General features: G+C 70.6%; 23 protein-coding genes and 1 pseudogene. 20 read left to right on the top strand and 4 right to left on the bottom strand.

The features are described 5' to 3' along the window. Window positions 1-32 precede the first annotated feature (32 nt). The 14 genes from AC0T5L_RS11955 (at window position 33) to AC0T5L_RS11890 (ending at window position 12,124) form a co-directional block, all read left to right on the top strand. Window positions 33-1,256 carry a LolA-like protein gene (locus tag AC0T5L_RS11955; protein WP_476165503.1) on the top strand — a complete coding sequence of 408 codons (1,224 nt, stop codon included), beginning with the start codon at window positions 33-35 and terminating at the stop codon, window positions 1,254-1,256. Between the two features lie 161 nt (window positions 1,257-1,417). Continuing rightward, on the top strand, window positions 1,418-3,022 hold the full coding sequence (gene ffh / locus AC0T5L_RS11950; RefSeq protein ID WP_476165502.1) for a signal recognition particle protein: 1,605 nt from the start codon (window positions 1,418-1,420) through the stop codon (window positions 3,020-3,022). Window positions 3,023-3,402: 380 nt separating this feature from the next. Further along, window positions 3,403-3,861 carry a 30S ribosomal protein S16 gene (rpsP, locus tag AC0T5L_RS11945; protein ID WP_476165501.1) on the top strand — a complete coding sequence of 153 codons (459 nt, stop codon included), beginning with the start codon at window positions 3,403-3,405 and terminating at the stop codon, window positions 3,859-3,861. 1 nt (window position 3,862) lies between these two features. Further along, a complete protein-coding gene (locus AC0T5L_RS11940; protein ID WP_073704564.1) occupies window positions 3,863-4,105 on the top strand; it encodes an RNA-binding protein in 243 nt (80 codons plus the stop codon). Between the two features lie 128 nt (window positions 4,106-4,233). Beyond that, the gene (gene rimM, locus AC0T5L_RS11935) at window positions 4,234-4,746 is read left to right on the top strand and encodes a ribosome maturation factor RimM (protein ID WP_476165500.1); all 513 of its coding nucleotides are present in this window, start codon (window positions 4,234-4,236) and stop codon (window positions 4,744-4,746) included. A gap of 11 nt (window positions 4,747-4,757) precedes the next feature. Then, the gene (trmD, locus tag AC0T5L_RS11930) at window positions 4,758-5,522 is read left to right on the top strand and encodes a tRNA (guanosine(37)-N1)-methyltransferase TrmD (RefSeq protein WP_476165499.1); all 765 of its coding nucleotides are present in this window, start codon (window positions 4,758-4,760) and stop codon (window positions 5,520-5,522) included. A gap of 183 nt (window positions 5,523-5,705) precedes the next feature. Continuing rightward, window positions 5,706-6,050, top strand: a complete 345-nt coding sequence (rplS, locus tag AC0T5L_RS11925; protein ID WP_476165498.1) for a 50S ribosomal protein L19 — start codon at window positions 5,706-5,708, stop codon at window positions 6,048-6,050. Between the two features lie 91 nt (window positions 6,051-6,141). Beyond that, window positions 6,142-7,017 carry a signal peptidase I gene (lepB, locus tag AC0T5L_RS11920; RefSeq protein ID WP_476165497.1) on the top strand — a complete coding sequence of 292 codons (876 nt, stop codon included), beginning with the start codon at window positions 6,142-6,144 and terminating at the stop codon, window positions 7,015-7,017. 269 nt (window positions 7,018-7,286) lie between these two features. Beyond that, complete coding sequence (locus AC0T5L_RS11915) at window positions 7,287-7,616, top strand: DUF2469 domain-containing protein (protein WP_476165496.1); 330 nt, start codon at window positions 7,287-7,289, stop codon at window positions 7,614-7,616. A 111-nt stretch (window positions 7,617-7,727) separates the two neighbouring features. Further along, window positions 7,728-8,093, top strand: coding sequence for a YraN family protein (locus tag AC0T5L_RS11910; RefSeq protein ID WP_476165495.1), 366 nt, complete (start codon window positions 7,728-7,730; stop codon window positions 8,091-8,093). After that, a complete protein-coding gene (locus AC0T5L_RS11905; protein WP_476165611.1) occupies window positions 8,093-9,616 on the top strand; it encodes a YifB family Mg chelatase-like AAA ATPase in 1,524 nt (507 codons plus the stop codon). Before AC0T5L_RS11910 ends, AC0T5L_RS11905 begins: the two co-directional genes overlap by 1 nt. Before the next feature lie 41 nt (window positions 9,617-9,657). Next, complete coding sequence (locus tag AC0T5L_RS11900) at window positions 9,658-10,821, top strand: DNA-processing protein DprA (RefSeq protein WP_476165610.1); 1,164 nt, start codon at window positions 9,658-9,660, stop codon at window positions 10,819-10,821. A 72-nt stretch (window positions 10,822-10,893) separates the two neighbouring features. Next, a complete protein-coding gene (locus tag AC0T5L_RS11895) occupies window positions 10,894-11,250 on the top strand; it encodes a RidA family protein (RefSeq protein ID WP_476165494.1) in 357 nt (118 codons plus the stop codon). A 4-nt stretch (window positions 11,251-11,254) separates the two neighbouring features. Then, window positions 11,255-12,124 (top strand): tyrosine recombinase XerC, encoded by an 870-nt coding sequence (locus tag AC0T5L_RS11890; protein ID WP_476165493.1) that lies wholly within the window; start codon window positions 11,255-11,257, stop codon window positions 12,122-12,124. Between the two features lie 289 nt (window positions 12,125-12,413). Here the strand turns inward: AC0T5L_RS11890 and AC0T5L_RS11885 are convergent. Then, a pseudogene (locus tag AC0T5L_RS11885) lies at window positions 12,414-12,839 on the bottom strand (peptidoglycan DD-metalloendopeptidase family protein); the annotation flags it as partial. 275 nt (window positions 12,840-13,114) lie between these two features. Here AC0T5L_RS11885 and rpsB point away from each other — a divergent pair. The 6 genes from rpsB (at window position 13,115) to AC0T5L_RS11855 (ending at window position 18,785) form a co-directional block, all read left to right on the top strand. Next, window positions 13,115-14,074, top strand: a complete 960-nt coding sequence (gene rpsB / locus AC0T5L_RS11880; protein ID WP_476165492.1) for a 30S ribosomal protein S2 — start codon at window positions 13,115-13,117, stop codon at window positions 14,072-14,074. Window positions 14,075-14,193: 119 nt separating this feature from the next. Continuing rightward, on the top strand, window positions 14,194-15,030 hold the full coding sequence (tsf, locus tag AC0T5L_RS11875; protein WP_476165491.1) for a translation elongation factor Ts: 837 nt from the start codon (window positions 14,194-14,196) through the stop codon (window positions 15,028-15,030). 177 nt (window positions 15,031-15,207) lie between these two features. Further along, window positions 15,208-15,933, top strand: coding sequence for a UMP kinase (gene pyrH / locus AC0T5L_RS11870; protein ID WP_476165609.1), 726 nt, complete (start codon window positions 15,208-15,210; stop codon window positions 15,931-15,933). Between the two features lie 54 nt (window positions 15,934-15,987). Further along, entirely contained in the window at window positions 15,988-16,545 is a 558-nt protein-coding gene (gene frr / locus AC0T5L_RS11865) for a ribosome recycling factor (protein WP_476165490.1), read from the top strand. A 3-nt stretch (window positions 16,546-16,548) separates the two neighbouring features. After that, window positions 16,549-17,484: a phosphatidate cytidylyltransferase gene (locus AC0T5L_RS11860; protein ID WP_476165489.1), complete on the top strand. Its 936-nt coding sequence runs from the start codon at window positions 16,549-16,551 to the stop codon at window positions 17,482-17,484. 119 nt (window positions 17,485-17,603) lie between these two features. Further along, entirely contained in the window at window positions 17,604-18,785 is a 1,182-nt protein-coding gene (locus AC0T5L_RS11855; protein WP_476165488.1) for a pyridoxal phosphate-dependent aminotransferase, read from the top strand. 73 nt (window positions 18,786-18,858) lie between these two features. On the opposite strand, the gene AC0T5L_RS11850 is transcribed toward AC0T5L_RS11855, so the two are convergent. The 3 genes from AC0T5L_RS11850 to AC0T5L_RS11840 all read right to left on the bottom strand — a co-directional run bounded on the left by AC0T5L_RS11850 (window position 18,859) and on the right by AC0T5L_RS11840 (window position 24,443). Next, window positions 18,859-20,289 carry an APC family permease gene (locus AC0T5L_RS11850; protein WP_476165487.1) on the bottom strand — a complete coding sequence of 477 codons (1,431 nt, stop codon included), beginning with the start codon at window positions 20,287-20,289 and terminating at the stop codon, window positions 18,859-18,861. A 224-nt stretch (window positions 20,290-20,513) separates the two neighbouring features. Further along, entirely contained in the window at window positions 20,514-22,811 is a 2,298-nt protein-coding gene (gene glgB / locus AC0T5L_RS11845; protein ID WP_476165608.1) for a 1,4-alpha-glucan branching protein GlgB, read from the bottom strand. 240 nt (window positions 22,812-23,051) lie between these two features. Then, window positions 23,052-24,443, bottom strand: a complete 1,392-nt coding sequence (locus AC0T5L_RS11840) for a maltokinase N-terminal cap-like domain-containing protein (RefSeq protein WP_476165486.1) — start codon at window positions 24,441-24,443, stop codon at window positions 23,052-23,054. Between the last annotated feature and the right edge of the window lies 1 nt (window position 24,444).

Genomic DNA, 24,444 nt, shown 5'->3' with positions numbered 1-24,444 from the left:
CAGTGCCCCACATGTCGGGGTCAGGAGGCAAGATGGCGCCGGTTAGTCACAACAGGGGTCGCCGGGGTGGGCGCGCCGCGCTCGCCGCCGCGGGCGCGGTCGTCGCACTCGGGCTGGCCGGGTGCTCCATCGGCCTCAGCGACCTGCGTCCTGGAGGCGGGGGCGAGGAGGAGCCCAGCTCCGAGCCCGCCGAGCCGGTCGCCGCCGCACCCCTCCTGGAGGAGGCCCTGGCCGATCTCGCCGCCTACCCGGCGCTCACCGCCACCGGGCAGGTCGCCGAAAGCGTCGGCTCCGCCGACGTGCGCGACACCTCCCTGACCGTGGCCGACTCCGGCACGGCCAACGGCACGATCCGCGCCAACGGCATCGAGGCCGAGTTGATCAGCGCCGACGACAAACTCTTCATCCGGTCCGCAGGAGACTTCTGGCTCGACCAGGGGGTCTTCGGTCCGGACTCCGACGACTTCGACGACAACTGGGTGCGCGCCTCCACGCCCCAGGCCGGGTTCGACCCGAGCGCCGTCCTGGCCCCGCCTGAGCTCTCCGCCGCCCTGAGCGCGATCGAGCTGGACTCCGAGGAGGCCACGGAGGAGAGCCTGGACGGTACCCTCACCTACCGGGTCGACCTGGCAGGTGAGCACGACCAGGTGTGGATCAACGCCGAGACCAGTCAGATCCAGCGCATCGCCATCGAGGAACTCGTCCCGGAGGAGGCCGAGAGCGGCCCGCAGGTGCGCCTGGACCTGGCTGAGGCCGACACCGCCGAGGCCGAGGAGCTCTACGACGGTGTCATCACCACCACGGAGGAGGAACTGACCGGCTCCCGGGACGCCCGCATCGAGGTGGGCTGGGACGGCAACCCCAGCATGTCGTGCGAGGACGGCCCCAACTGCACCTGGTCCGGTACCGTGCGTGACGCGGGCGGCGACGGCAGCGGCACGGTCACCGTGCGCATGGACGTCACCTTCAGCAACGCCGACATCGGTGAGCAGACGTGCGAGGACGGCGGCGCTCTGGAGGCGGGCGGAACCATGGACCTGTCGTGCGGCGCCAACTACGACATCGTCAGCGCCGACCAGCAGACCTACACCATAGACGGGGAGGCGCAGCTCTCCACGCGAGGGCTGACCGGCGGTCAGCAGGAGGAGATGCTGGCCAACCTCAACGAGCAGCGTGAGACCACCCTTTCGGATGACGGCGCCCCCTCCGAGGAGGAAGGGGCCGGTGAAGGGGAGGAGAGCGGTAGCGGTAACTGACTCGCTCCCTCGCCCCGGCCGGCGGCCCGCGGCCGCGGCACTCCCCGCCTCTTCCGCCTTCCGTGCGGTGCACGGATTTCTCCCCGTCTCGTGATACTCCAGGGTGACCCGGGGCGGGTAGGCTGGGAGACCAATTCCGAGACAAAGGACTGGCCACACTCGTGTTCGAGACGCTTTCCGACCGGCTGACATCGGTCTTCTCCTCGCTGCGCGGCAAGGGGCGCCTGTCCGAGGAGGACATCAACGCGACCGCGCGGGAGATCCGTCTCGCGCTGCTGGAGGCGGACGTCGCGCTGCCGGTGGTCCGTGAGTTCATCTCGCGGGTCAAGGAGCGCGCGCGGGGCGAGGAGGTGTCCAAGGCCCTCAACCCGGCACAGCAGGTCATCAAGATCGTCAACGAGGAACTGGTCGAGATCCTCGGTGGCGAGACCCGGCAGCTCCGCTTCGCCAAGACCCCGCCGACCGTGATCATGCTCGCGGGCCTTCAGGGCTCCGGTAAGACCACCCTGGCGGGCAAGCTCGCCAAATGGCTGGCGGCCGACCGCAACACGCCGCTGCTGGTCGCCGCCGACCTACAGCGCCCCAACGCGGTCACGCAGTTGCAGGTGGTCGGTGAGCGCGCCGGGTCCCCCGTGTTCGCGCCGGAACCCGGCAACGGCGTCGGCGACCCGGTCCAGGTCGCCCGCGAGTCGGTCGAGCACGCCCGCCGCAACAACCACAACGTGGTGATCATCGACACCGCTGGCCGTCTCGGTGTGGACAGCGAGATGATGCAGCAGGCCTCGGACATCCGCGACGCGGTCAGTCCCGACGAGATCCTGTTCGTCGTCGACGCGATGATCGGTCAGGACGCGGTCAACACCGCGCAGGCCTTCCTCGACGGCGTCGGCTACGACGCGGTGGCGCTCACCAAGCTGGACGGTGACGCGCGTGGCGGTGCGGCCCTGTCCGTCCGGCACATCACCGGCCGTCCCATCATGTTCGCGTCCACCGGCGAGAAGCTGGAGGACTTCGACCTCTTCCACCCGGACAGGATGGCCTCGCGCATCCTGGACATGGGTGACGTGCTCACGCTCATCGAGCAGGCACAGCGCACGTTCGACGAGTCCGAGGTCGAGAAGATGGCCTCGACCATGGCCTCGGAGGACGACTTCACGCTGGATGACTTCCTCCAGCAGATGTCGATGGTCCGCAAGCTCGGCCCGATCGGCAACCTGCTCGGCATGATGCCCGGCATGGGGCAGATGCGCGAGCAGATCGACAGCATCGACGACAAGGACCTGGACCGCATCCAGGCGATCATCCAGTCGATGACCCCGTCCGAGCGCTCGAACCCGAAGACGATCAACGGCTCGCGTCGCCTGCGCATCGCCAACGGTTCGGGCACGCAGGTCAGCGATGTCAACGGCCTGGTCACACGCTTCTTCGAGGCGCAGAAGATGATGCGCAAGATGAAGAGCGGCGGTGGAATGCCTGGTATGCCCGGCATGCCGGGTGGTGGCGGTGGGAACCGCAAGAAGGTCAAGGGCCAGGCCAAGAAGGCGAAGAAGGGCAAGCAGCGCAGCGGCAACCCGATGAAGGCCCGCCAGCAGGAGGCCGAGCGCGCCGCCGAGCGGCAGCGCCGCCAGGAGGAGGGCGGCCAGCAGCAGGCGCCGCAGCTGCCTCCGGGCCTCGGCGGCGACGGTGGCCAGCCCACGCTCCCACCCGGTCTGGGCGGCGGTCCCAACATGCCGGACCTGTCGAACTTCAAGTTCCCGAAGAAATAGCGCGGCCCGTGCCGTCCCCTCCACCCGCCAGAGGGCGGGCGGAGGGTTACCATGCCTGTGGCGCCGCCAGCCGCCCCGCGTCATGGACGCGGGCGGGCCACCGGCCCGTCGGCTCGCCTTCGGCAGCGAGCCGCTGGTACCGCCCGGGAAACCGGGCCCGGCGGCCCGTCCACGTTCCGGGGACGGGCCGCTCTCGTCCATGAACCGTTGGTGTCGTGTGCGGGGAACCCGTCCGCGTCTGGCACAATGAGTAGTCGACTAACGGTTTCGGGCCAGCCCTCTAACTAGCCCGTCACCCACGTCTGTCCCGCCGGGTACCACAACCCCACGTGGTTTCACCGACGGGCGCTCACACCGTTAATCGGGAGAAGACCACTCCAGTGGCTGTCAAACTGAAGCTCAAGCGTATGGGCAAGATCCGTACGCCCCAGTACCGCATCATCGTTGCCGACGCCCGCAACAAGCGCGACGGCAAGGCGATCGAGGAGATCGGCAAGTACCGTCCCAAGGAGCACCCCAGCTACATCGAGGTGGACTCCGAGCGGGCCCAGTACTGGCTGTCCGTGGGCGCCCAGCCCTCCGACGCGGTCAAGGTCCTCCTGCGCAAGACCGGTGACTGGCAGAAGTTCAAGGGCCTGCCCGCTCCGGCTCCGCTCCAGGTCGCCGAGCCCAAGGACCCCGAGGCCAAGGAAGCCGCCTTCCAGGCCGCGCTGAAGGAGCTCGTGCTCCCCGGTGCCGAGGGCAAGGGCAAGGGCAAGAAGTCCGAGAAGAAGGCGGAGAAGGCGGAGAAGCCCGCCGAGGCCGCCGAGGCTGAGAAGAAGTCCGAGGGCGAGGCCTGACGTGCTGGAAGAGGCGCTTGAGCACCTCGTGAAGGGGATCGTGGCGAACTCCGACGATGTCCAGGTGAGAGCCAAGAGGCTCCGCAAGGGCAAAGTCCTGGAGGTCCGCGTTCACCCCGACGACCTGGGCAAGGTGATCGGCCGCAACGGCCGTACCGCCAAGGCCCTGCGGACCGTTATCGGCTCCCTCGCCGGGGGCCGCTACGTCCGCGTGGACTTGTTGGACCTGCACGAAGTGCGCTGACGCGCCTCCAGGGGCGCCGACCGCGAACGGTCGGCGCCCCGCAGCCGTGCCCGGGGCGACAAGCTCCGGGCACGGTTTTCTCTCCGAGTTCCGGCGAGGACGGGACCGGGCAAAGGACGGAAATTCCCATGCGACTCGTTATCGGCCGGATCGGCCGCGCACACGGTGTCCGCGGCGACGTCGCCGTCGACGTGCGCACGGATGACCCCGAGGCGCGGTTCGCCGACGGCTCCGTGTTGGAGACCGACCCCGCGGGGGCCGGTCCGCTGACCGTCGCCTCCACCCGCCGCCACAGCGGCCGCCTGCTGGTGCGCTTCGAGGGCGTGGCCAACCGCGACGCCGCCGAGAAGCTGCGCGGCACCACCCTGCTCGTGGACTCCGCCGACATCGCTCCCCTGGAGGACCCGGACGAGTTCCACGACCACGAACTCATCGGCCTGGCAGCGGTCACCACCGGCGGCGAGCCGGTCGGCACGGTGGAGGACGTCCTCCACCACGCGCAGGACGTCCTGGTCATCACCGCTCCCGAGGGCGGCGAGGTCCTCGTGCCCTTCGTGGCGGCCCTGGTTCCCGAGGTCGACGTGCCCGGCGGGCGGATCGTCCTGGACCCCCCGTCCGGCCTGCTCGACCTCGCGGACTGAAGGGGCGCGCCGTGCGCATCGACATCATCAGCATCTTCCCCGACTACTTCGGTCCCCTGGAGCTGTCCCTCATCGGGAGGGCGCGTGTCTCCGGGCTGCTCGACGTGCGCGTGCACGACCTGCGCACCTGGACGCACGACCGGCACAACACCGTGGACGACACCCCCTACGGCGGTGGCCCCGGCATGGTCATGAAGCCCGAGCCGTGGGGCGAGGCGCTCGACGAGGTCGTGGCGGACGAACCCGCGCGGCTGATCCTGCCCACCCCCAGCGGCCGCCCGTTCCGCCAGGTCGACGCTGAGCGCCTGGCCAAGGAGGAACGGCTGGTCTTCGGGTGCGGCCGCTACGAGGGCATCGACTCCCGGGTCGTGGCGGCGGCGTCGGACCGGATGCCCGTCGAGGAGGTCAGTATCGGCGACTACGTGCTCAACGGCGGCGAGTCCGCCACGCTGGTGATGGTCGAGGCGATCACCCGGCTGCTGCCCGGCGTGCTGGGCAACACCGAGTCGGCCGTGCAGGACTCCTTCGCCTCCGGAGGTATGGAGAACCTGATGGAGGGGCCGGTCTACACCAAGCCCGCCACCTGGCGGGGCAGGGAGGTGCCGCCGGTGCTGCTGTCGGGCAACCACGGCGCCGTAGACCGCTGGCGCCGCGACCAGGCACTGCGCAGGACCGCGCGCAACCGCCCCGACCTGGTCGAAGCCCTGCCCGAGGAGGCCCTGGACCGGCGCGACCGCGAGGTCCTCGCGGAGGAGGGCGTTCGAGACGCCATCTGAGATGTGGCAAACTGGGTGGGTTCCCCCCTGGTGATCGGCGGCATCCGCATGCCGGCGGCACGACGTCGGCCTCTGTGACGGTCACCCGGGCGGTTCGAAAGTTCAGACCCATAAGGGCCCTCGCCCGCGCACCCCTCCCCGCCGGGGACAGGACGCGGAGCGCTACCGATGAGGATTCGCGAGATGCACACCGCCATTCAGGAGCTGGAAAAGACCCAGCTGCGTTCCGACGTCCCGGAGTTCCGTCCGGGTGACACCCTCAACGTTCACGTCCGCGTGACTGAGGGCAACCGTACCCGTGTCCAGGTCTTCAAGGGTGTTGTCATCCGCCGTCAGGGCGCGGGCAGCCGCGAGACCTTCACCGTCCGCAAGGTGAGCTACGGCGTGGGCGTGGAGCGCACCTTCCCCATCCACACCCCGGCCGTCGAGAAGTACGAGGTCGTCGCCCGCGGCCGCGTGCGTCGCGCCAAGCTGTACTACCTGCGCGAGCTGCGGGGCAAGGCCGCCCGCATCCGCGAGCGCCGCTAACCCTCCGGCGGGTGGCCGCGGACTCTCACACGCGCCTTTCCCGGGCCGAAACCCCCGCTCCCGGCAGGGAGGCAGGATAGGCTTCGGCTCGATGAGCAAAGATGAGAGGGACCTCGGCACGGACCGGGCCCAGGACGAGGACTCCGCCCGGTCCGGTCCGGAGGAGCACAGCTCCGCCACTGGCTCCCGAGAGCATGAGCTCTCGGGAGCCAGTGGTGTCTCCGAAGCCGGTGGTCAGGAGCCTGAGGAGAAGGCGGACGCCAAGATGAGCAAGTCCCAGAGCAGCGAGAAGAAGGGGTCGTTCTGGAAGGAACTCCCCATCCTGATCGTGATCGCCTTGGTGTTGGCGTTCGTGATCAGGACATGGCTGGTACAGGCCTTCTACATCCCCTCCACCTCGATGGAGAACACGCTGCTCGTCGGAGACCGCGTGCTCGTCAACAAGGTCGTCTACCAGATCCGCGACATCGAGCGCGGTGAGGTGGTCGTCTTCGACGGCGACGGGTCATGGGACGACCCGAACACCGTGTCGGTCCCCGAACCCACCAATCCGGTCTCCGGCGCGTTCACCTGGGTGCAGCAGCAGCTGGGGGCGGCGCCCACGGGCAAGGAGTACATCAAGCGGGTCATCGGTCTTCCCGGCGACACCGTGGAGTGCTGCGACGAGCAGAACCGCGTCATGGTCAACGGCGTCCCCCTGGAGGAGGACGCCTACCTGTACCCGGGCAGCGTGGCCAGCCACACCGAGTTCGGGCCGGTCGAGGTGCCCGAGGACCACCTGTGGCTGATGGGGGACCACCGGGCGATCTCCGCCGACTCGCGGATGAACCAGAACAACCCCGGCGGCGGCGCTGTCCCCACCGACCACGTGGTGGGCCGTGCCTTCGTGATCATCTGGCCGTTCAGCCAGGCCGGTTCACTGAGCGTCCCGGACAGCTTCGAGGAACTCGACGCCGAGGACGGGTGAGGCGCCGACCGGGCGGGGAGCCTTCCGGCGGAGCGGTCACACGGCGGACGGCCCGGGGCCGCGGGCGGAGTACGTCGGGCGATTCACCGAAGAAATTCGCCCGACGGGGTACACAAGCCCCTTCCGTGACGCATGATGGATCTGGACCGTATTGGCGTCCTCCCACCGCGCGGGGTCGCCGCCGATCGGGAACAACCCGCGCGGCGGCGGTGTCAGTGGAAGGGACCGGCACACCACGACCGGAGAGTGCGACGAAAGCGAGCGCGTGGATGAGTTCTGAGGACCTGGAGAAATACGAGGCCGAGATGGAGCTCCAGCTCTATCGCGAGTACCGGGACGTCGTCGGTCTGTTCAGCTACGTGGTGGAGACCGAGCGGCGGTTCTACCTCACCAACCACGTCGACCTCCAGCCGCGTTCGACCGAGAACGGGGAGATGTACTTCGAGGTCGTGATGGAGGACGCCTGGGTCTGGGACATGTACCGCCCGGCCAGGTTCGTCCGCAACGTACGCGTGGTGACGTTCAAGGACGTCAACGTCGAGGAGATCACCAAGGCCGACCTGGAGATGCCGCCCACCGACGGGGGCGTCGGGGGCTGACTCTCCGCCGGGCGCCCCTCAGGCGGCCCGGTTCCGGTTGTCCACAGGAGAAAACTCGCTCTGGCGCAGTGACCGGCGATCACCGACCGTAGTAACGGGAGGTGGTCGACCTTGGACCGGTGGGCCGAGTACCGAAGGACGCTGGGCGGCCGCGGCGAGGAACTCGCCGCGGCCTTCCTCCAACGCGCTGGTATGCGGGTGGTCGCCCGCAACTGGCGGATCCACGCGGGTGAGATCGACATCGTGGCCCGGGACGGTCCCGTCCTGGTCGTCGCCGAGGTCAAGACCCGCACCTCCGTCCGGTACGGACATCCGGTGGAGGCCATCACCCCCGGCAAACGCCGCCGCCTGCGCCGCCTCGGGCGTGCCTGGGCGGCCCGGCACCGGGTCCCCGGCCATCCCCTGCGCGTGGACGGAGTCTGCGTCCTGGTCAGCGGCGGGCGCGTGTTCGTCTCCCACGAGCGGGGGATGCCATGATGACGCTCGCCCGTACCTGCTGCATCACCCTGCTGGGGGTCCAGGGGCATCTCGTCGAGGTGGAGGTGCACCTGGGCGGCGGCGACTTCGGGGTGACCCTCGTGGGACTGCCCGACGCCGCACTCCGCGAGGCCAGGGACCGTATCCGCGCAGCCGTGGTCAACAGCGGTGAGGAGTGGCCCAGCGGCCAGATCATCATCAGCCTGTCCCCCGCCAGCCTGCCCAAGGCGGGCAGCCTCTTCGACCTGGCCATCGCGGGCGCGGTCCTGGCCGCGGCGGGCTCGGTGCCGATGGAGCGGCTGGAGGACACCGTCCTCATCGCCGAGCTGGGCCTGGACGGACGGGCCCGGCCCGTGCCCGGGGTGCTTCCGGCGATGGTGTCGGCCGCCGAGCAGGGGTACCGCAGATTCGTCGTCGCGCGGGGGAACGCGGACGAGGCTCGGCTGGTGCCCGACGTCGAGGTGACGACGGTGGACAGCCTGATGGACCTGTGCCAGTGGCTGCGCGGGGAGTACTTCCCGGAGGAGGCCGCCGGGCGTTCGGTGCCGCCGCCACGTGAGCCCCGGGACCGCGGCCCCGACCTGTCCGACGTGCTGGGGCAGCCGGTGGCGCGCCGCGCGGTGGAGATCGCCGCCGCCGGGGGCCACAACCTCATGATGCTGGGGCCACCGGGCACCGGGAAGAGCCTACTGGCCGAACGGCTGCCCACGGTGCTGCCCCAGCTGGGGCCCGCTGAGGCGCTGGAGGCCACCGCCATCCACTCGGTGGCGGGCATCCTGCCCCCGGGGTCGCCCCTGGTCACCGCACCGCCCTTCGCCGCGCCGCACCACACCTCCACCCGGGCCTCGATCATCGGCGGCGGCAGCGGCCACCCCTCCCCCGGCTGGGTGTCCAAGGCCCACCGCGGTGTGCTGTTCGTCGACGAGGCACCGCAGTTCGGACGGGGGGTGCTCGACTCCCTGCGCGAACCGCTGGAACGCGGCGAGGTGGTCCTGGCGCGGTCCTCCGCCACGGTGACCTTCCCGGCCCGCTTCCAGCTGGTGGTGGCGGCCAACCCCTGTCCCTGCGCCAAACCCGGCAACCTGTGCACCTGTCCCGCCGGAGAGCGGCGCCGCTACCTTTCCCGGCTTTCGGGGCCCCTGCTGGACCGGATCGACCTCAAGGTGGAGCTTCAGCCGGTGTCCAGGGCCGAGCTGCTCGCCGACCGCGCCTTCGCCGAGTCCTCCGAGGTGGTGGCCGCCAGGGTGGAGAAAGCCCGAGCCCGTGCCGCCGAGCGGCTCTCGCACACACCGTGGAGCACCAACGCGGCCATCCCCGGGGCCCAGCTGCGCCGGGAGTTTCCGGTGGAGCCCACCGCGCTGAGGGTGCTCGGGAGGGCGATGGACCTGGGGCAGATCAGCGCCCGGGGCGTGGACCGGGCGCTGCGGGTGGCGTGGACGCTGGCCGACCTCGCCGGTCGGGACCGCCCCGGCGAGGAGGATGCCGCGTACGCCTTCGCGCTGTGGTCGGGGCGCGCGTGGTGAGCACGGCCAGGTCGGGAGCGGAAAAGGAGAGCGGTGCGGTGGTGCGGGACGCTGAGGGGGAGGCTGACGCGCGGGCACGGGCCTGCCTGACGGCCGTGGCCCCGCCGGGGGACCTGTGGCTGGGGGCGATGCTCGCCGAGCACGGGGCCGCCCGGGTGTGGGCGGAACTGGTGGCGGGGGCTTCCCCGCCGACGGTGCCCTGCTCGGAGGACGAGGAGCCCGGGCCGGAGGCGCTGGCCCGGTTGTGGCGGCGGTGGTGGGGATGGAGCGCCGCCGCGGCCGTGGTGGACCCCGACGGGCTGCTCGGCGACTCGGCGGCGGCCGGGATCCGGTTCGTGGTACCCGGGGACCCCGAGTGGCCGGGACGGCTCGACGAGCTGGACCTGCCCGGCGGGCGCCGCTCCCACGGACTGTGGGTGCGCGGCGGCGGGGATCTGCGCAACCTGTGCCTGCGTTCGGTGGCCATGGTGGGGGCGCGCTCGGCCACCCCCTACGGCGAGCACGTGGCCGCGGAGATGGCCTACGAGCTGGGCGAGCGCGCGGTCGTGGCGGTCTCCGGCGGGGCCTACGGGATCGACGGGGCCGCGCACCGGGCCGCCCATGCCTCGGGGAGCACGGTGGTGGTGCTGGCCTGCGGGCTGGACGTGGACTACCCGCGCGGGCACGCGGGTCTGTTCGCCGACGTCGCCCGCACCGGCGTACTGGTGAGCGAGCGGCCGGTGGGCGCCACCCCGCGCGCTCCGGACTTCCTCGTGCGCAACCGCCTCATCGCGGCGCTCACTCCGGGGACGGTGGTCGTGGAGGCGGGTCGGCGCAGCGGAGCCCTCAACACCGCCTCGCACGCCGCCGAGCTGAACCGGATGCTGATGGCGGTCCCCGGGCCGGTCACCTCGGCGATGTCGGCGGGGTGCCACCTGCTGCTCCGTGACTGGCACGCGGGGTGTGTCACCTGCGCGGACGACGTCGTCGCCCAGGTGGGCGCGCTGGAGGAGCTGCCGCCGGAGACCGGGCCGCTGCGGGTGTCCGCCGAACTCGACCGGGACAGCGTTCGCGTACTGGAGGCCGTACCCCGGTCCGGGGCGGGTCCGGCGGTGATCGCCATGATCAGCGGGGTCGGGCTGGAGGGCACCATGCGGCTCCTGGGACTGCTGGCCGCCGCCGGTCTGGTGGAGCGCTGTCCGTCGGGCTGGCGGCTTCCGCGCTGAGAGGAGGCAACGCACGGACCGATCTGGAGGAAACAGCGATAGGGCGTCCCCCGCCGTGGGTACGGTATCGCCATGGCAAAACCCTACAGTGACGCCCTTGTGGCGGACGGGCCGCTGCTGTTCGTCTCCGGACAGGTTCCGGAGGGACCCGAGGGTGGGGTCGCCGGGGACGTCGGAGGGCAGACCCGCCAGATCTTCCGCAACCTGGAGGCCGTCCTGGCCCGCCACGGTGCGGACCTCGGCCACCTGGTCAAGCTCACCTACTACCTGCGCCACATCTCCGACCTCGACGAGTTCCGCACCGCCCTGCTGGGCTGCCTCCCCAAGGGACACCGCCCGGCCGCGTCCCTGGTCGAGGTGGGCGGCCTGGTCAACCCCGCCTACTTCGTGGAGATCGACGGGATCGCCTGCCTGCCGTCGGGGGAGTAGGGGCATGCTGGACCGCTTCGCCGCATACCTGACGGGCGAGCTGGGACGCTCACCCCACACCGTGCGCGGCTACCTGGCCGACCTGCGCTCGCTTCTGGCCTACCTGGAGTCCCGGGGACACGGCTGGGAGGACCTGGACGTGCCCCTGGTGCGCGGATGGCTGTCGCGGGCCCGCGACGCGGGCGCGAGCCGCTCCACGGTGGCCCGGCGGGTGGCGGCCGTGCGCGCCCTCACGCGCTTTCTGCACCGCGAGGGGGTGCTGGCCGCTGACCCCGGCCCGCGTCTGTCCGCCCCGACCCAGCAGCGCTCCCTGCCCGCGGTGCTCGACGAGCGCCAGGCCGCCGACGCGCTCTCGCGGGGGCCCGCCGAGACCCCGACCGGCCTGCGCCGACACGCGGTGGTGGAGACGCTCTACGCCACCGGTGTACGCGTCGCCGAACTGTGCGCACTGGATCTGGTCGACGTGGACCGCGAACGGAACACCGTGCGCGTCCTGGGCAAGGGCGCCAAGGAGCGCACGGTTCCCGTGGGCGGCCCCGCGCTGGAGGCCCTCGACGCCTGGCTGTCCGGAGGCCGCCGGGAGATGGCGGTCCCCGAAAGCGGTACCGCGCTGTTCCTGGGGGCGCGCGGCAGACGTCTGGGGGTGCGCCAGGCCCGGGATGACGTGCACGCCTACCTGCGCGCCGCCGGTGTCGACGGGGCACCGCACGGGCTGCGGCACAGCGCCGCCACCCACCTGCTCAACGGCGGCGCCGACCTGCGCAGCGTGCAGGAGTTCCTGGGCCACGCCAGCCCGCGTAGCACACAGGTCTACACGCACGTGTCCGTGGAGCGCCTGCGCGACACCTACCGTCAGGCCCACCCCCGGGCCTGACCAGGCCGGAGGTGCCCGTCTTCCGGCGGCTGCCCAGGCCCCGAGGGGGTTGGGGAAACGTCACCGCAGGGGTTTTGGTAGGGCGCACGGCCGGGGTCTCCGGAAGGCTCTGCCCAACCCCTCTGGGGCGGGCCACCGCTCTAGGCTTCCCCGACCTCCTTCGGTGGGGCGCTGCTGCGGTCTCTACGGGTGCACGGCAGGGGGCTCCTGCGCGCACCGTCCCCGCGGAATCGCGGAGGGGCAGTAGCCGGAACTCTCCGAGTCCGAACAGGCTGAGGGGGTCGAGGTAGTCGGTGCCGCGGAGCAGGCCCCAGTGCAGGCAGGGGCGGTCCCGGCAGTGGAGGGGCTCGGCGGCGAGCGTGCCCAGCGGATCCCCGGCGGCGACCGGGTCGCCCCGGGCCAGTTCGGACTCCACCGGCAGGTAGGTGGTGCGCAGTGCGCCGTGGCTCACACTCACCACCGGCGTGCCCGCCACCCTGCCAGCGAAGCGCACCCGGCCCGGACCAGCCGCGTGCACCTCCTGGCCGGGCTCCGCGGCCAGGTCCACGCCCAGGTGCCCGGGCAGCCACCGCTGCTCGGGCGGATCGAAGGGACGCAGCACCTCTGCGGGCGGATCCGCTGGCCAACGCCACTCGGTGGCGGTTGACACGGGGCGGAGGGGGAACAGCAGAAGCGGAAGGATCAGCAGCAGGCGGGCGAGGAGGAAGGGGGCCATACTTCAAGGGTCCGCCGGACGGAGAGGCTTCGCCAGGGAGAGCCGGAGACTGTGGACAACTCCGGAGGCGCAGCACACGTCCTGTGTATTCCCGACGGAGGATAGAATCATCCTTGGCCCTTCGGGCCGACCACAATACGCACGTCCACGAGCCTCCTCAGTGAGGGGCCGCACCCGCGGTCCGCACGCCTTCTCCGGTGTGCGGCGGTACGGCCGGGGCGTCAGGCACAACCGAAGGCGGGAAGACTTCCCGCCACCGCAAGGAGGACCAGGTCATGGCCACAGTCGTGACAATCCGCCAGCTCCTGGAGAGCGGCGTCCACTTCGGGCACCAGACCCGTCGCTGGAACCCCAAGATGAAGCGCTTCATCTTCACTGAGCGCAACGGCATCTACATCATCGACCTCCAGAAGTCGCTGGCCTACATCGACCGCGCCTACGAGTTCGTCAAGCAGACGGTCGCCCACGGCGGCACCGTCCTGTTCGTCGGCACCAAGAAGCAGGCGCAGGAGGCTATCGACGAGCAGGCCCGCCGCGTCGGCATGCCCTACGTGAACCAGCGCTGGCTGGGCGGCATGCTCACCAACTTCTCCACCGTTCACAAGCGGTTGCAGCGTCTCAAGGAGCTGGAGGAGATCGACTTCGACGACGTCGCCGGCTCCACCCGCACCAAGAAGGAGCTCCTCAACCTCCGCCGTGAGAAGGAGAAGCTGGAGCGCACCCTCGGTGGTATCCGCGACATGTCCCGCGTGCCCAGTGCCGTGTGGATCGTGGACACCAAGAAGGAGCACATCGCGATCAGCGAGGCTCGCAAGCTGAACATCCCGGTCGTGGCCATTCTGGACACCAACTGCGACCCGGACGAGGTCGACTACCCGATCCCGGGTAACGACGACGCCATCCGCAGTGTCAGCCTGCTGACCCGCGTGGTCGCGGACGCCGTCGCCGACGGTCTCATGGCCCGTTCCGGTGCCTCCGAGACCGCCGGTGCGCAGAAGGCCGTCGAGGAGCCCCTGGCCGAGTGGGAGCGCGAGCTCCTCGAGGGCAAGGGCGAGGCCGCCACGGGTGAGGCCGCCAAGAGCGAGGCCGGCGAGGCTGCGGCCGAGCAGGCCCCCGTCGAGACCACCGACGTCGCTCCCGCCGACGAGGTCGCCGCCGAGGCCCCGTCCGAGGCCAGCGCCGCCGAGTCCCCGGCCGAGGCGCCCTCCCAGGCCCCCAAGGCCTCTGGCGAGTAGTTCCGTGCCCCGGCGCACCGTCGCCGCCCCGCCGGAAGCGGCAGGGCGGCGACGGTGCGCCGCCGGACCCGCTCCACTTTCCGTACAGTCTCTCCACTCCAAGGGAATCCAGAACAGTCATGGCGAACTTCACCGCCGCGGACGTCAAGAAGCTGCGCGACATGACCGGCGCCGGCATGATGGCCTGCAAGAAGGCCCTGACCGAGGCCGACGGCGACTTCGACCAGGCCGTCGAGGCCCTGCGCGTCAAGGGTGCCAAGGACGTCGGCAAGCGCGCCGACCGCACCGCCGCCCAGGGCATGGTCGTCCTCAAGCAGGAGTCCGAGGGTAAAGCCACCCTCGTCGAGCTCAACTGCGAGACCGACTTCGTCGCCAAGAACGACCAGTTCATCGCGCTCGCCGACCAGGTCGCCGACTTCGTCGCCGCCCAGGACAGCGACGACCTCGCGACCGTCGCCGCCACCGAGATCGAGCCGGGCAAGAGCCTCCAGGCCTTCATCGAGGACAAGAGCGCCGTCATCGGGGAGAAGCTGGAGTTCCGCCGCTTCGCCAAGTTCGAGGGTGCCTACGTCGCCAGCTACCTGCACAAGTCCGACCCGGACCTGCCCCCCAGCATGGGCGTCCTGGTCGAGCTGGACAAGGCTGACGAGGAGGTCGGCAAGGACCTCGCCCAGCAGATCGCCGCGCTGGCTCCGCAGTACATCGGCAGGGACGACGTCCCCACCGAGGTCGTGGAGAACGAGCGTCGCATCGCCGAGCAGACCACCCGCGAGGAGGGGAAGCCCGAGCAGGCCATCCCCAAGATCGTGGAGGGCCGTCTCAACGGTTACTTCAAGGACGTGACGCTGCTCGGCCAGCCGTTCGTCAAGGAGAACAAGAAGACGGTCCAGAAGGTCGTCGAAGAGGCCGGAGTGACCGTCAAGCGCTTCGCTCGCTTCAAGGTCGGCCAGGCCTGAGAGCTTTGAGATGATGGAGGTGCCGGGGAGACTGCTCCCCGGCACCTTCGGTGGATATGGGCGGGTTCGGGTGCGTCGACTCGGCCCGCGACAGGAGCACTCGGGGGACCCTGTGCCGCTCGGGGACGACAAGGGAGGCCACAGGCCGTGAACGAAGCGACGAGCACCGAACCCGCTATGCACGACTCCGGCTGGAAGCGTGTGATGCTCAAACTCTCCGGAGAGGCGTTCGCGGGCGGGGGCGGCCTGGGTATCGACCCCGAGGTGGTCCAGTACGTGGCCGAGTCCATCGCCGAGGCGGTCTCCGAGGGCATCCAGGTCGCCGTGGTCGTCGGCGGCGGCAACATGTTCCGCGGCGCCCAGCTCACCGAGGGCGGTATCGAGCGCGGCCGCGCCGACTACATGGGCATGCTCGGCACCGTCATCAACTGCCTCGCCCTTCAGGACTTCCTGGAGCGGCTCGGTGTGGACACCCGCGTGCAGACCGCGATCCACATGAGCCAGGTCGCCGAGGCCTACATCCCGCGCCGCGCCGTCCGCCACCTGGAGAAGGGCCGCGTGGTCATCTTCGGTGCCGGTCTGGGCGCGCCGTTCTTCTCCACCGACACCACCGCCGCCCAGCGCGCGCTGGAGATCGGTGCGCAGGCGGTACTCAAGGGCACCCAGGTCGACGGGGTCTACGACTCCGACCCCCAGCGCAACCCCGACGCGGTCAAGTTCGACAAGCTCAACTACAACGAGGTCCTCACCCGCAGCCTCAAGGTCATGGACGCCACCGCGGTCAGCCTGTGCATGGACAACGGTCTGCCCATCGTCGTCTTCGATCTGATGAGCCAGGGAAACATCCTGCGTGCGGTGCGTGGTGAGAAGATCGGCACCATCGTCGGGCCGACACCCGCCTGAGCCGGCCCTCGTGACCACAGCAAGAACACCACAGTCCGAACCGGGAGCGCCCACATGATCGAAGAGACTCTCCTCGAGACCGAGGAGAAGATGGAGAAGGCCGTGGTCGTCGCGAAGGAGGACTTCGCCACGATCCGCACCGGCCGCCCGACTCCGGCGACCTTCAACAAGATCACTGTCGACTACTACGGTGCCCGGACGCCGCTCAACCAGCTGGCCTCCTTCTCGGTTCCCGAACCGCGCATGGTGGTCATCTCGCCGTTCGACGTCAACGCCCGCACCGGGATCATCAACGCCATCCGCAACAGCGACCTGGGCGTGAACCCCTCCGACGACGGTCAGGTCATCCGCGTGGTGTTCCCCGACCTGTCCGAGGAGCGCCGCAAGGAGTACGTCAAGGTCGTGCGGACCAAGGCCGAGGACAGCAAGGTCTCGATCCGCAACGTCCGCCGTAGGGCCAAGGACACCTTCGAGAAGGCCGTCAAGGCCGGCGACATCGGCGAGGACGAGGCGCACCGCGCCCAGACCGAGCTGGACGAGATGTCTCAGAAGTACGTCGCCTCCGTCGACGAACTGCTGAAGCACAAGGAATCGGAACTGCTCGAGGTTTAGCCTGTGACCCCTCCTTCCTCCAGCGGCTCCGGAGGCGATGACCATTCGCCCGAGCACAGATCCGGCGACGGTCTCCGGGACGGTTTCGCCCCGGCCGGTCAGCGCTTCGTGCTGCACAAGCCGGGGGGCGAGCCGGTCCGGACCGGGCGCAACCTTCCGGTGGCCATCGCCAGCGGATGCGCCCTGGGCGCGCTCGTGTTCTTCTCCGTCTTCCCGTGGCCCCAGCTGTTCACGATCATCACCTCGCTCGCGGTACTGATCGGCCTGCGGGAGGTGAACCGGGCGTTCGCCGGCAAGGGCATGGGCCTGGCCCTGGCACCGCTGGCGGTCGGTGGTGTGGCCATGCAGGTCGCCGCCTACTTCGGGGGAACCGAGTGGCTGGTGGGAACGACCGCGTTGACCGCGATCGTCGCTCTGGTGTGGCGGCTGCGCGGCGGCACGGAGGGGTTCGTGGCCGACGTCGCGGCGAACCTGTTCACCCTGGTGTACCTGCCGTTCCTGCTGGGGACGTGGCTGCTGCTCACCGCGCACCCGGAGGACGGCCAGTACCGCCTCGTCACGTTCATCGTGGTGACGATCTCCAGCGACATCGGCGGTTACTTCGCCGGGATCCTGCTGGGACGGCACAAGATGGCGCCGGTGATCAGCCCCAACAAGACCTGGGAGGGCTTCAGCGGCTCCGTCGTGGGCTGTGCGGTGGCCGGGGCACTGTGCGTGGTGCTGATGCTGGACGGGCCGTGGTGGGTCGGTGTGGTCCTCGGGCTGGCGACCGTGCTGGCCGCCACCGTCGGAGACCTCATCGAATCGCTGTTCAAGCGCGACCTCGGGGTCAAGGACATGGGCCGGTTCATGCCGGGGCACGGCGGGCTGATGGACCGCCTGGACTCGTTGCTGATCGCCGGGCCCGTGGCGTGGATGGTGCTCAGCCTGTTGCTGTAGGGAGGACCGCGGGACTCCGACCAGGGGCGGACCCTCGCGGTCCGCCCCTTCCTCGTGCCCAAGGGTGTGCGCTCGGGTAGGGATGGTCCGGGCGGAGGACGGGTGGATACGCTCGACAGGTGGAAGAACCGCTGATCGAACGAATGCGTGTGTACGGCGAGACCATCTTCGCCGAAATGACCCAACTGGCGGTGGAGACCGGATCGGTCAACCTGGGACAGGGGTTCCCCGATACTGACGGTCCCCGCTCCCTGCTGGAGTCCGCCTCCCGACACATCCTGGAAGGGGTGAACCAGTACCCGCCCGGGCCGGGGCGGCCGGAGCTGCGGCAGGCGGTGAGCCGGTACCGGGCCCGTGACTACGGCATCGAGTTGGACCCGGACACCGAGGTCTACGTCACCGTCGGCGCCACCGCCGGGATCGCGGCGGCGATGCTCGCCTTGGTGGAACGCGGCGACGAGGTGATCGTCTTCGAGCCGATGTATGACTCCTACGCCGCCATGATCACCTTGGCGGGCGGCGTGCGCAGATCGGTGACGCTGCGTCCGGACGCCGAGACCGGCCGTTTCTCCTTCGACCCGGAGGAACTGCGCGCGGCCGTGGGCCCGCGCACCAGGATGGTCCTGGTGAACACTCCGCACAACCCCACGGGCACCGTGTTCACCGCCGGGGAACTGGAGGAGATCGCACGGGTGTGCCGTGAGCACGACCTGATCGCGTTCACCGACGAGGTGTACGAGTTCCTCACCTTCGACGACCGGCCGCACGTGCCGCTGGCCGCGCTTCCGGGCATGGGCGAGCGGACGCTGTCGGTGTCGTCGGTGGGCAAGATGTTCGCCGTGACCGGCTGGAAGCTCGGCTGGGTGATGGGTCCGGCACCGCTGGTCGGCGCGGTGCGGACGGTGAACCAGTTCCTGACCTTCTCCGCCAACGGCGCGTTGCAGCTGGCGGCCGCCGACGCCATCGACCACCAGGGGGAGTGGGTCGCCGCCCAGCGCGCCGCGCTCCAGAACAAGCGGGACCGGCTGGCGGAAGGGCTGGCCGGTACCGGTTTCGACGTGAACGTGTGCGAGGGCACCTACTTCCTCATGGCCGACATCCGCCCGCTCGGGTACGCGGACGGGGTGGAGGTGGCCCGAGCCCTGCCCAAGGAGGCCGGGGTGGCGGCGGTGCCCGCGCAGGTGTTCTACGACCATCAGGAGGAGGGCGCGCACCTGCTCAGGTTCGCGTTCTGCAAGAAGGACGAGGTGCTGGACGAGGCGATCACCCGCCTCACCGGCTGGCACCAGCGCTCCTCCTGAGACCGTCCGTCCGGCCCGTGCGTGTGCGGACGCCACCCGCGCCCGTGGCGGGGCCGGGCGGCGCCCGCCCCGGTCAGGACCGGTCGGTGCCCTGGGAAGCACGGGCGTCCATGGCCGCGACGAGGTTCCTTTCGGCGTCGGGTCCCGGAGTGGTCCGGGGCAGCCGCCACATGAGCGCCGCCCCGCACAGCCACCACGCGCCCACCATCACCCATTCGTGGGGCCAGGCCAGCGAGGCGGGCATGCCGGACATGTACAGCACCAGCAGTCCGAGGGACAGCCCGAGGGCCGCCCATCCGACGGGGACGCCCGCACGGACCGTGAACGGCCGCTCCATCGCGGGCTCGCGGCGGCGCAGCACCAGGAAGCTGACTACCACCAGCAGGAAGGCGACCACGATGTTGAGCCCTCCGGCATCCACCAGCCACACCAGCATCGGGCGGCCGAAGAACGGCGCGGCCGCGGACAGCACGCCGACGAACAGCACGGCGTTGGCGGGGGTGCGAAAGCGCGGGTGCAGTCGGCCGAACCAGGCGGGAAGCATCCGGGATCGCGCCATCGCGTAGATGAGTCGGCTGCCGCCGATGAGGAAGGCGTTCCAGCTGGTGAGCAGACCGGCGACACCGCCGAGAACGAGCAGGTTGCCCATGGCCGGACTGTTCCACAGGGCGGCCATGGCGTCGGCGGCGGCGAGCTCGGACCCGGCCAGGCCGGCGGCGGACAGGCCGGAGCCCGTGGTCAGCATGATCATCACGTACCACGCGGTCGCGCAGAGGACCGAGACCACCAGCAGGGCGCCGATCAAGCGGTGGGGGAGCCTGATCTCCGAGGCGGACTGCGGGATGACGTCGAAGCCCACGAACAGGAACGGCACGGCGACCAGTACGGCGAACACGCCGGGGACCCCGCCGGTGAAGAGGGGCTCCAGGTGCTCGGCCGAGCCGCCGGTGAACGATCCGGTGATCATCGCGGCACCGGCCACCAGCAGGAACAGCACGGCGATGCCCTGGAAGGCGCTGGCGGGCCGGATGCCGACGTAGTTGATCCCGGTCATCAGCGCGGCGGTGGCCAGGCCGACGGCGACGAGACTGGCGTGGACGTCGTACTCGGCGACGGTCCACAGGTACCCGGCCTCCATGTCCGGGAACAGGTAGACCAGGGTCTGCGGAACCGCCACCGCCTCGAAGGCGACCACGGAGACGTAGCCCAGGACCATCGCCCAGGACGCCGCGAACGCGCCCTTGGGACCGATGGCGCGCATCGCGTAGTGGTGTTCACCGCCCGCGTGGGGCATCGCGGAGACGAGTTCGGCGTAGGTGAGGCCGACCAGGGCCATGATGACGCCGCCGATGACGAAGGCCAGCGCGGCGCCGCCGGGTCCGGCGGCGCTGACGAAGTCTCCGGTCAGCACGATCCAGCCGAAGCCGATCATCGCGCCGAAGGCCAGGGCGAGGACGTCACCTCGCCCCAGGATCCGCACGAAACCCGTACTGCTGTCTGACATGGGGGCTCCTCGGGGTCGGTCCTGTGGTGCACGAACCGAAGCACGGAACGGGCGAGAGGGGAAGTCGCTCATCGGTGAGACTTCGGTCGCTCCTCGTACGGGCAGGCACGACACCCCGCCAGGGGATGTGCGGCGTAAGGGTGCGGGGCCGGGCCCAGGGGGGGCGGGCGTGCCGGACACCAAGGGCCCCAGGTCGCCCCGGGGCCCTCTGACGGCGTCGCGGTCTACCGCTCGGGCTCGAACCAGACCGCGCCGAGCGGCGGCAGGGTGACCTCAGCGGAGAACGGCTGACCGTGCCACGGGGCGGCCTCGGCTTCGACCCGGGCGGGCGCCGGGTGGTCCGACCCGCCGAAGCGTGCCTCGTCGGTGTTGAGCAGCGCGTTCCACCGGCCCTCGGAGGGCAGGCCCATCCGCCAGTTCGAGCGGGGCACCGGCGAGAAGTTCACCGCGCAGGCCAGCACCGACCCGTCGTCGCCGTGGCGCAGGTACGACAGCGTGTTGCCCTCGTGATCGCCACCGTCCAACCAGCGGAAGCCCGCCGGGTCGGTGTCCTGCGACCACAGCGCGGCCCGCGGCCGGTAGGCCTCGTTGAGCGCCTTCACCAGACGCTGCATACCCGCGTGGTGGTCGAACTGCAACAGCCACCACGGCACGCCGTCGCGGTGCGACCACTCGTCCCCCTGGGCGATCTCCCCGCCCATGAACAGCAGCTGCTTGCCCGGGTGCGACCACATGAAGGCCAAAAGCGCGCGCAGGGTCGCCGACCGCTGCCACTCGTCGCCGGGCGGCTTGTTGAACAGCGACTGCTTGCCGTGCACCACCTCGTCGTGGGACAGCGGCAGCACGTAGTTCTCGCTGTAGGCGTACACCATCGAGAAGGTGACGTCGTTGTGGTGGTACTGCCGGTGGACCGGCTCCTTCTTGACGTACTCCAGGGTGTCGTGCATCCACCCCATGTTCCACTTGAACCCGAAGCCGAGTCCGCCGTGGTCCACCGGGGTGGTCACGCCCGTGTAGGCGGTGGACTCCTCGGCGATCATCGCCGCGTGCGGGTTGCGCCGGTAGACGGTGGTGTTGAGTTCCTTGAGGAAGTCGATCGCCTCCAGGTTCTCCCTGCCGCCGAAGGCGTTGGGCTCCCAGGCGCCGGAGTCGCGCGAGTAGTCCAGGTAGATCATCGAGGCCACCGCGTCCACCCGCAGGCCGTCGATGTGGAACTCCTCCAGCCAGTACAGGGCGTTGGCGATGAGGAAGTTGCGCACCTCGGTTCGCCCGTAGTTGAAGATGAGCGTCCCCCAGTCCGGGTGCTCGCCCCTGCGGGGGTCGGGGTGCTCGTACAGCGCGGTCCCGTCGAACCGGGCCAGCGCCCAGTCGTCCTTGGGGAAGTGCGCGGGCACCCAGTCCAGGAACACGCCGATCCCCGCCTGGTGCAGGGAGTTCACCAGGTGGCGGAACTCGTCCGGTGACCCGAACCGGGGCGTGGGCGCGTAGTACGACGTCACCTGGTAACCCCAGGACCCGTCGTAGGGGTGCCCCGCCACGGGCAGGAGCTCCACGTGTGTGAACCCCATGTCGGTCACGTACTCGACCAGCTGATCGGCCAGTTCCGCGTACCCCAGCCCGGGCCGCCAGGAGCCCAGGTGCACCTCGTACACGCTCATCGGCGCACGGTGCTGCTCCACGCTCCCGCGCTCGGCCATCCACTCCTGGTCGCTCCAGGTGTGGGACGAGGCGGTGACCACCGAGGCGGTCGCGGGCGGCATCTGCGTGCACCGCGCCATCGGGTCGGCCTTGTCCCGCCAGTGCCCGTCCGGGCCCAGGACCTGGAACTTGTACAGGGCGCCGTCGCCCACACCGGGCAGGAAGAGCTCCCACACGCCCGTGGCGCCCAGGCTGCGCATCGGGTGCCCGACGCCGTCCCAGTAGTTGAAGTCGCCGATCAGCCGCATGCCGCGCGCGTTCGGCGCCCACACGGCGAAGCCGGTCCCGGCCACCTCGCCCATCGCGGTGGCCTCGACCCGCGTGTGCGCGCCCAGGGCGTTCCACAGCTCCTCGTGGCGGCCCTCACCGATCAGGTGCAGGTCCAGGGAACCGAGGGTGGGCGCGAACCGGTAGGAGTCGGCGGCCACGTGCTCGGGTCCGTCGGCCTCATAGCGGGCGGCGATCCGGTAGTCGGGTGCGGCCGCCAGCCTGGTCTTGGCCACCTTGGCCGAGAACACGCCGCGGTGCAGGTGGTCCAGGCGCAGCCGGGAGCCGTCGGCCAGGAGGGCGTGTACCTCCAGGGCGCCCGGCCGCAGGACCCGCATCACGGTGCTCCTGCCCTCGGGGTGCACGCCCAGCAGCGCGTGCGGGTCGTGGTGGTGTCCGTCCACCAGCCGGTCCAGTTCGGCGATCAGCTCGGGGTCGGGCGCCGCCTTCCGCCTGCCTCCGGCCGTGGCTTTGCCCTTGGCCGCAGTTCTACCGGCGGCGGGCTTCTTGGCGGCGGCCTTCTTCGCGGTCGCGGGCTTCTCGGCGGTCTCGGACACGGCTCCCGTCTTGCCGACCGGGATCTCCTCCACGACCGGCGTGCCGCCGTCGGCGGCGGCCGCGGCCGCCGGTTTCTTCGTGTTCTTCGCGGGCGTCGCGGCCTTGGCGGTACTGGCACGCGGACGCTGTTCGCTGCGCGGCGAGGTCAATACGGACTCCGTGGTTCTCGTGGCGGACGAATCGGGGGTGGATGGTGGTCGTGGCGGCCGCCGCCCCCGTGGAAGGCGGCCGCCGATGGTCTATCCGGGGACGTGTGGCGCCGCGGCCGCGGCGGCGATGGACTCCAGCGGGACACGCAGCCAGTTGGGCCGGTTCCGGGCCTCGTACAGCACCTCGTACACGGCCTTGTCGAACTCGAAGGCCCTCAGCACCGTCAGATGCTTCTCCGGGTCGGCCCCGCCCCCGTCGGCGTATCCCCGGCAGAACGCCTCCCGGTTGTGCCGGGCCCAGGCCCGGGCCGCCCACTCCAGCTCGGAATCGCCCGGGTGCCCGACCAGCAGGTACCCGGCCGCGTAGTCGAAGGAGCGGAGCATTCCGGCCACGTCCCGCAGCGGGCTGGACAGGCGCTGGCGGTCCCGGACCGGCACGGTGGGCTCGCCCTCGAAGTCCAGCACCACCCATCCGGGCCCGGGCCGGATCACCTGGCCCAGGTGGTAGTCGCCGTGGATGCGCTGTATCGGCAGCGGCTCGTCCACCTCGGAGAAGTCGGCGTAGGCCTCCATCACCCGGGGCGCGTGTTCGGCCAGCTCGGGCACCTCTGCACTGGCCATCGCCAGGCGCTCGACCATGGCGTCGGCCATCTCGGCCGCGCCCATGGGCGTGAGCACGTCCGTGGGCAGGGCCTGAGCCAGCGACCGGTGCACCTCGGCGGTGGTGTGGCCCAGTCGGGCCGCCTCCTCGGTGAACGCGGACTCGCGCTCGCTCCCGGTCCCCTCCAGCAGGGCGCGCACGTTGGCGGTGGCGAGTACCCACCCGTCCGTGGCCTGCGGGATGTAGGTCTGGAGCATGGCCAGCGTCGTGGGCGTGGAGTGCCCGGCCAGGTCGGCCTCGATCCAGCCGCATGGTCGGGCCACGTACGTCGATCCGGACAGCGCCATGTTCAGTTCCAGGTCCGGGTTGGTGCCGGGCCAGAGTCTGCGGAAGGTCTTGAGGACGTAGTCCTCGCCGTAGACCAGCGACGTGTTGGACTGCTCTCCGGTGAGTATCCGTCCGGTCGTCCCGACACGGATGCGGCTGCCCGGCAGGGTCCGGAAGCGCACCCGTCCCGAGGGCTCCGCGCCGGTGGGCGCGGCGAACCGTTCGAGCAGCAGCCCGGTCAGCTGAGCGTCGTGGGCCGCGTCGTAGACCACCTTGGGCTTGCCGCCCGAGACCTGGCACACGCCGATGGCGACGCGTGCCAGGTCGGGAGGCAGGGAGCGCGGCGGCCGCGAGCCCAACAGCAGCTGGTAGCGGGAGCTGAGCCCCCGCTGCCCGGCCTGGATGACGAGGACGTGCAGGTCAGGCCCTTCGGGGCCGGCCGACACCAGCGTGTGCCTGCTCTCGACCCGGATCTGCCGAATGGGGATTCCTTTGCCGGAGAACCAGCGCTGCCGGGGCAGCCAGACGGCCAGGAGTTCTTCGAGCTGGGACATG

Source organism: Nocardiopsis sp. TRM 82005 (assembly GCF_056312425.1).
Note: the sequence above shows the minus strand (reverse complement) of the source record. Positions and strands in the feature narration are given on the sequence as shown.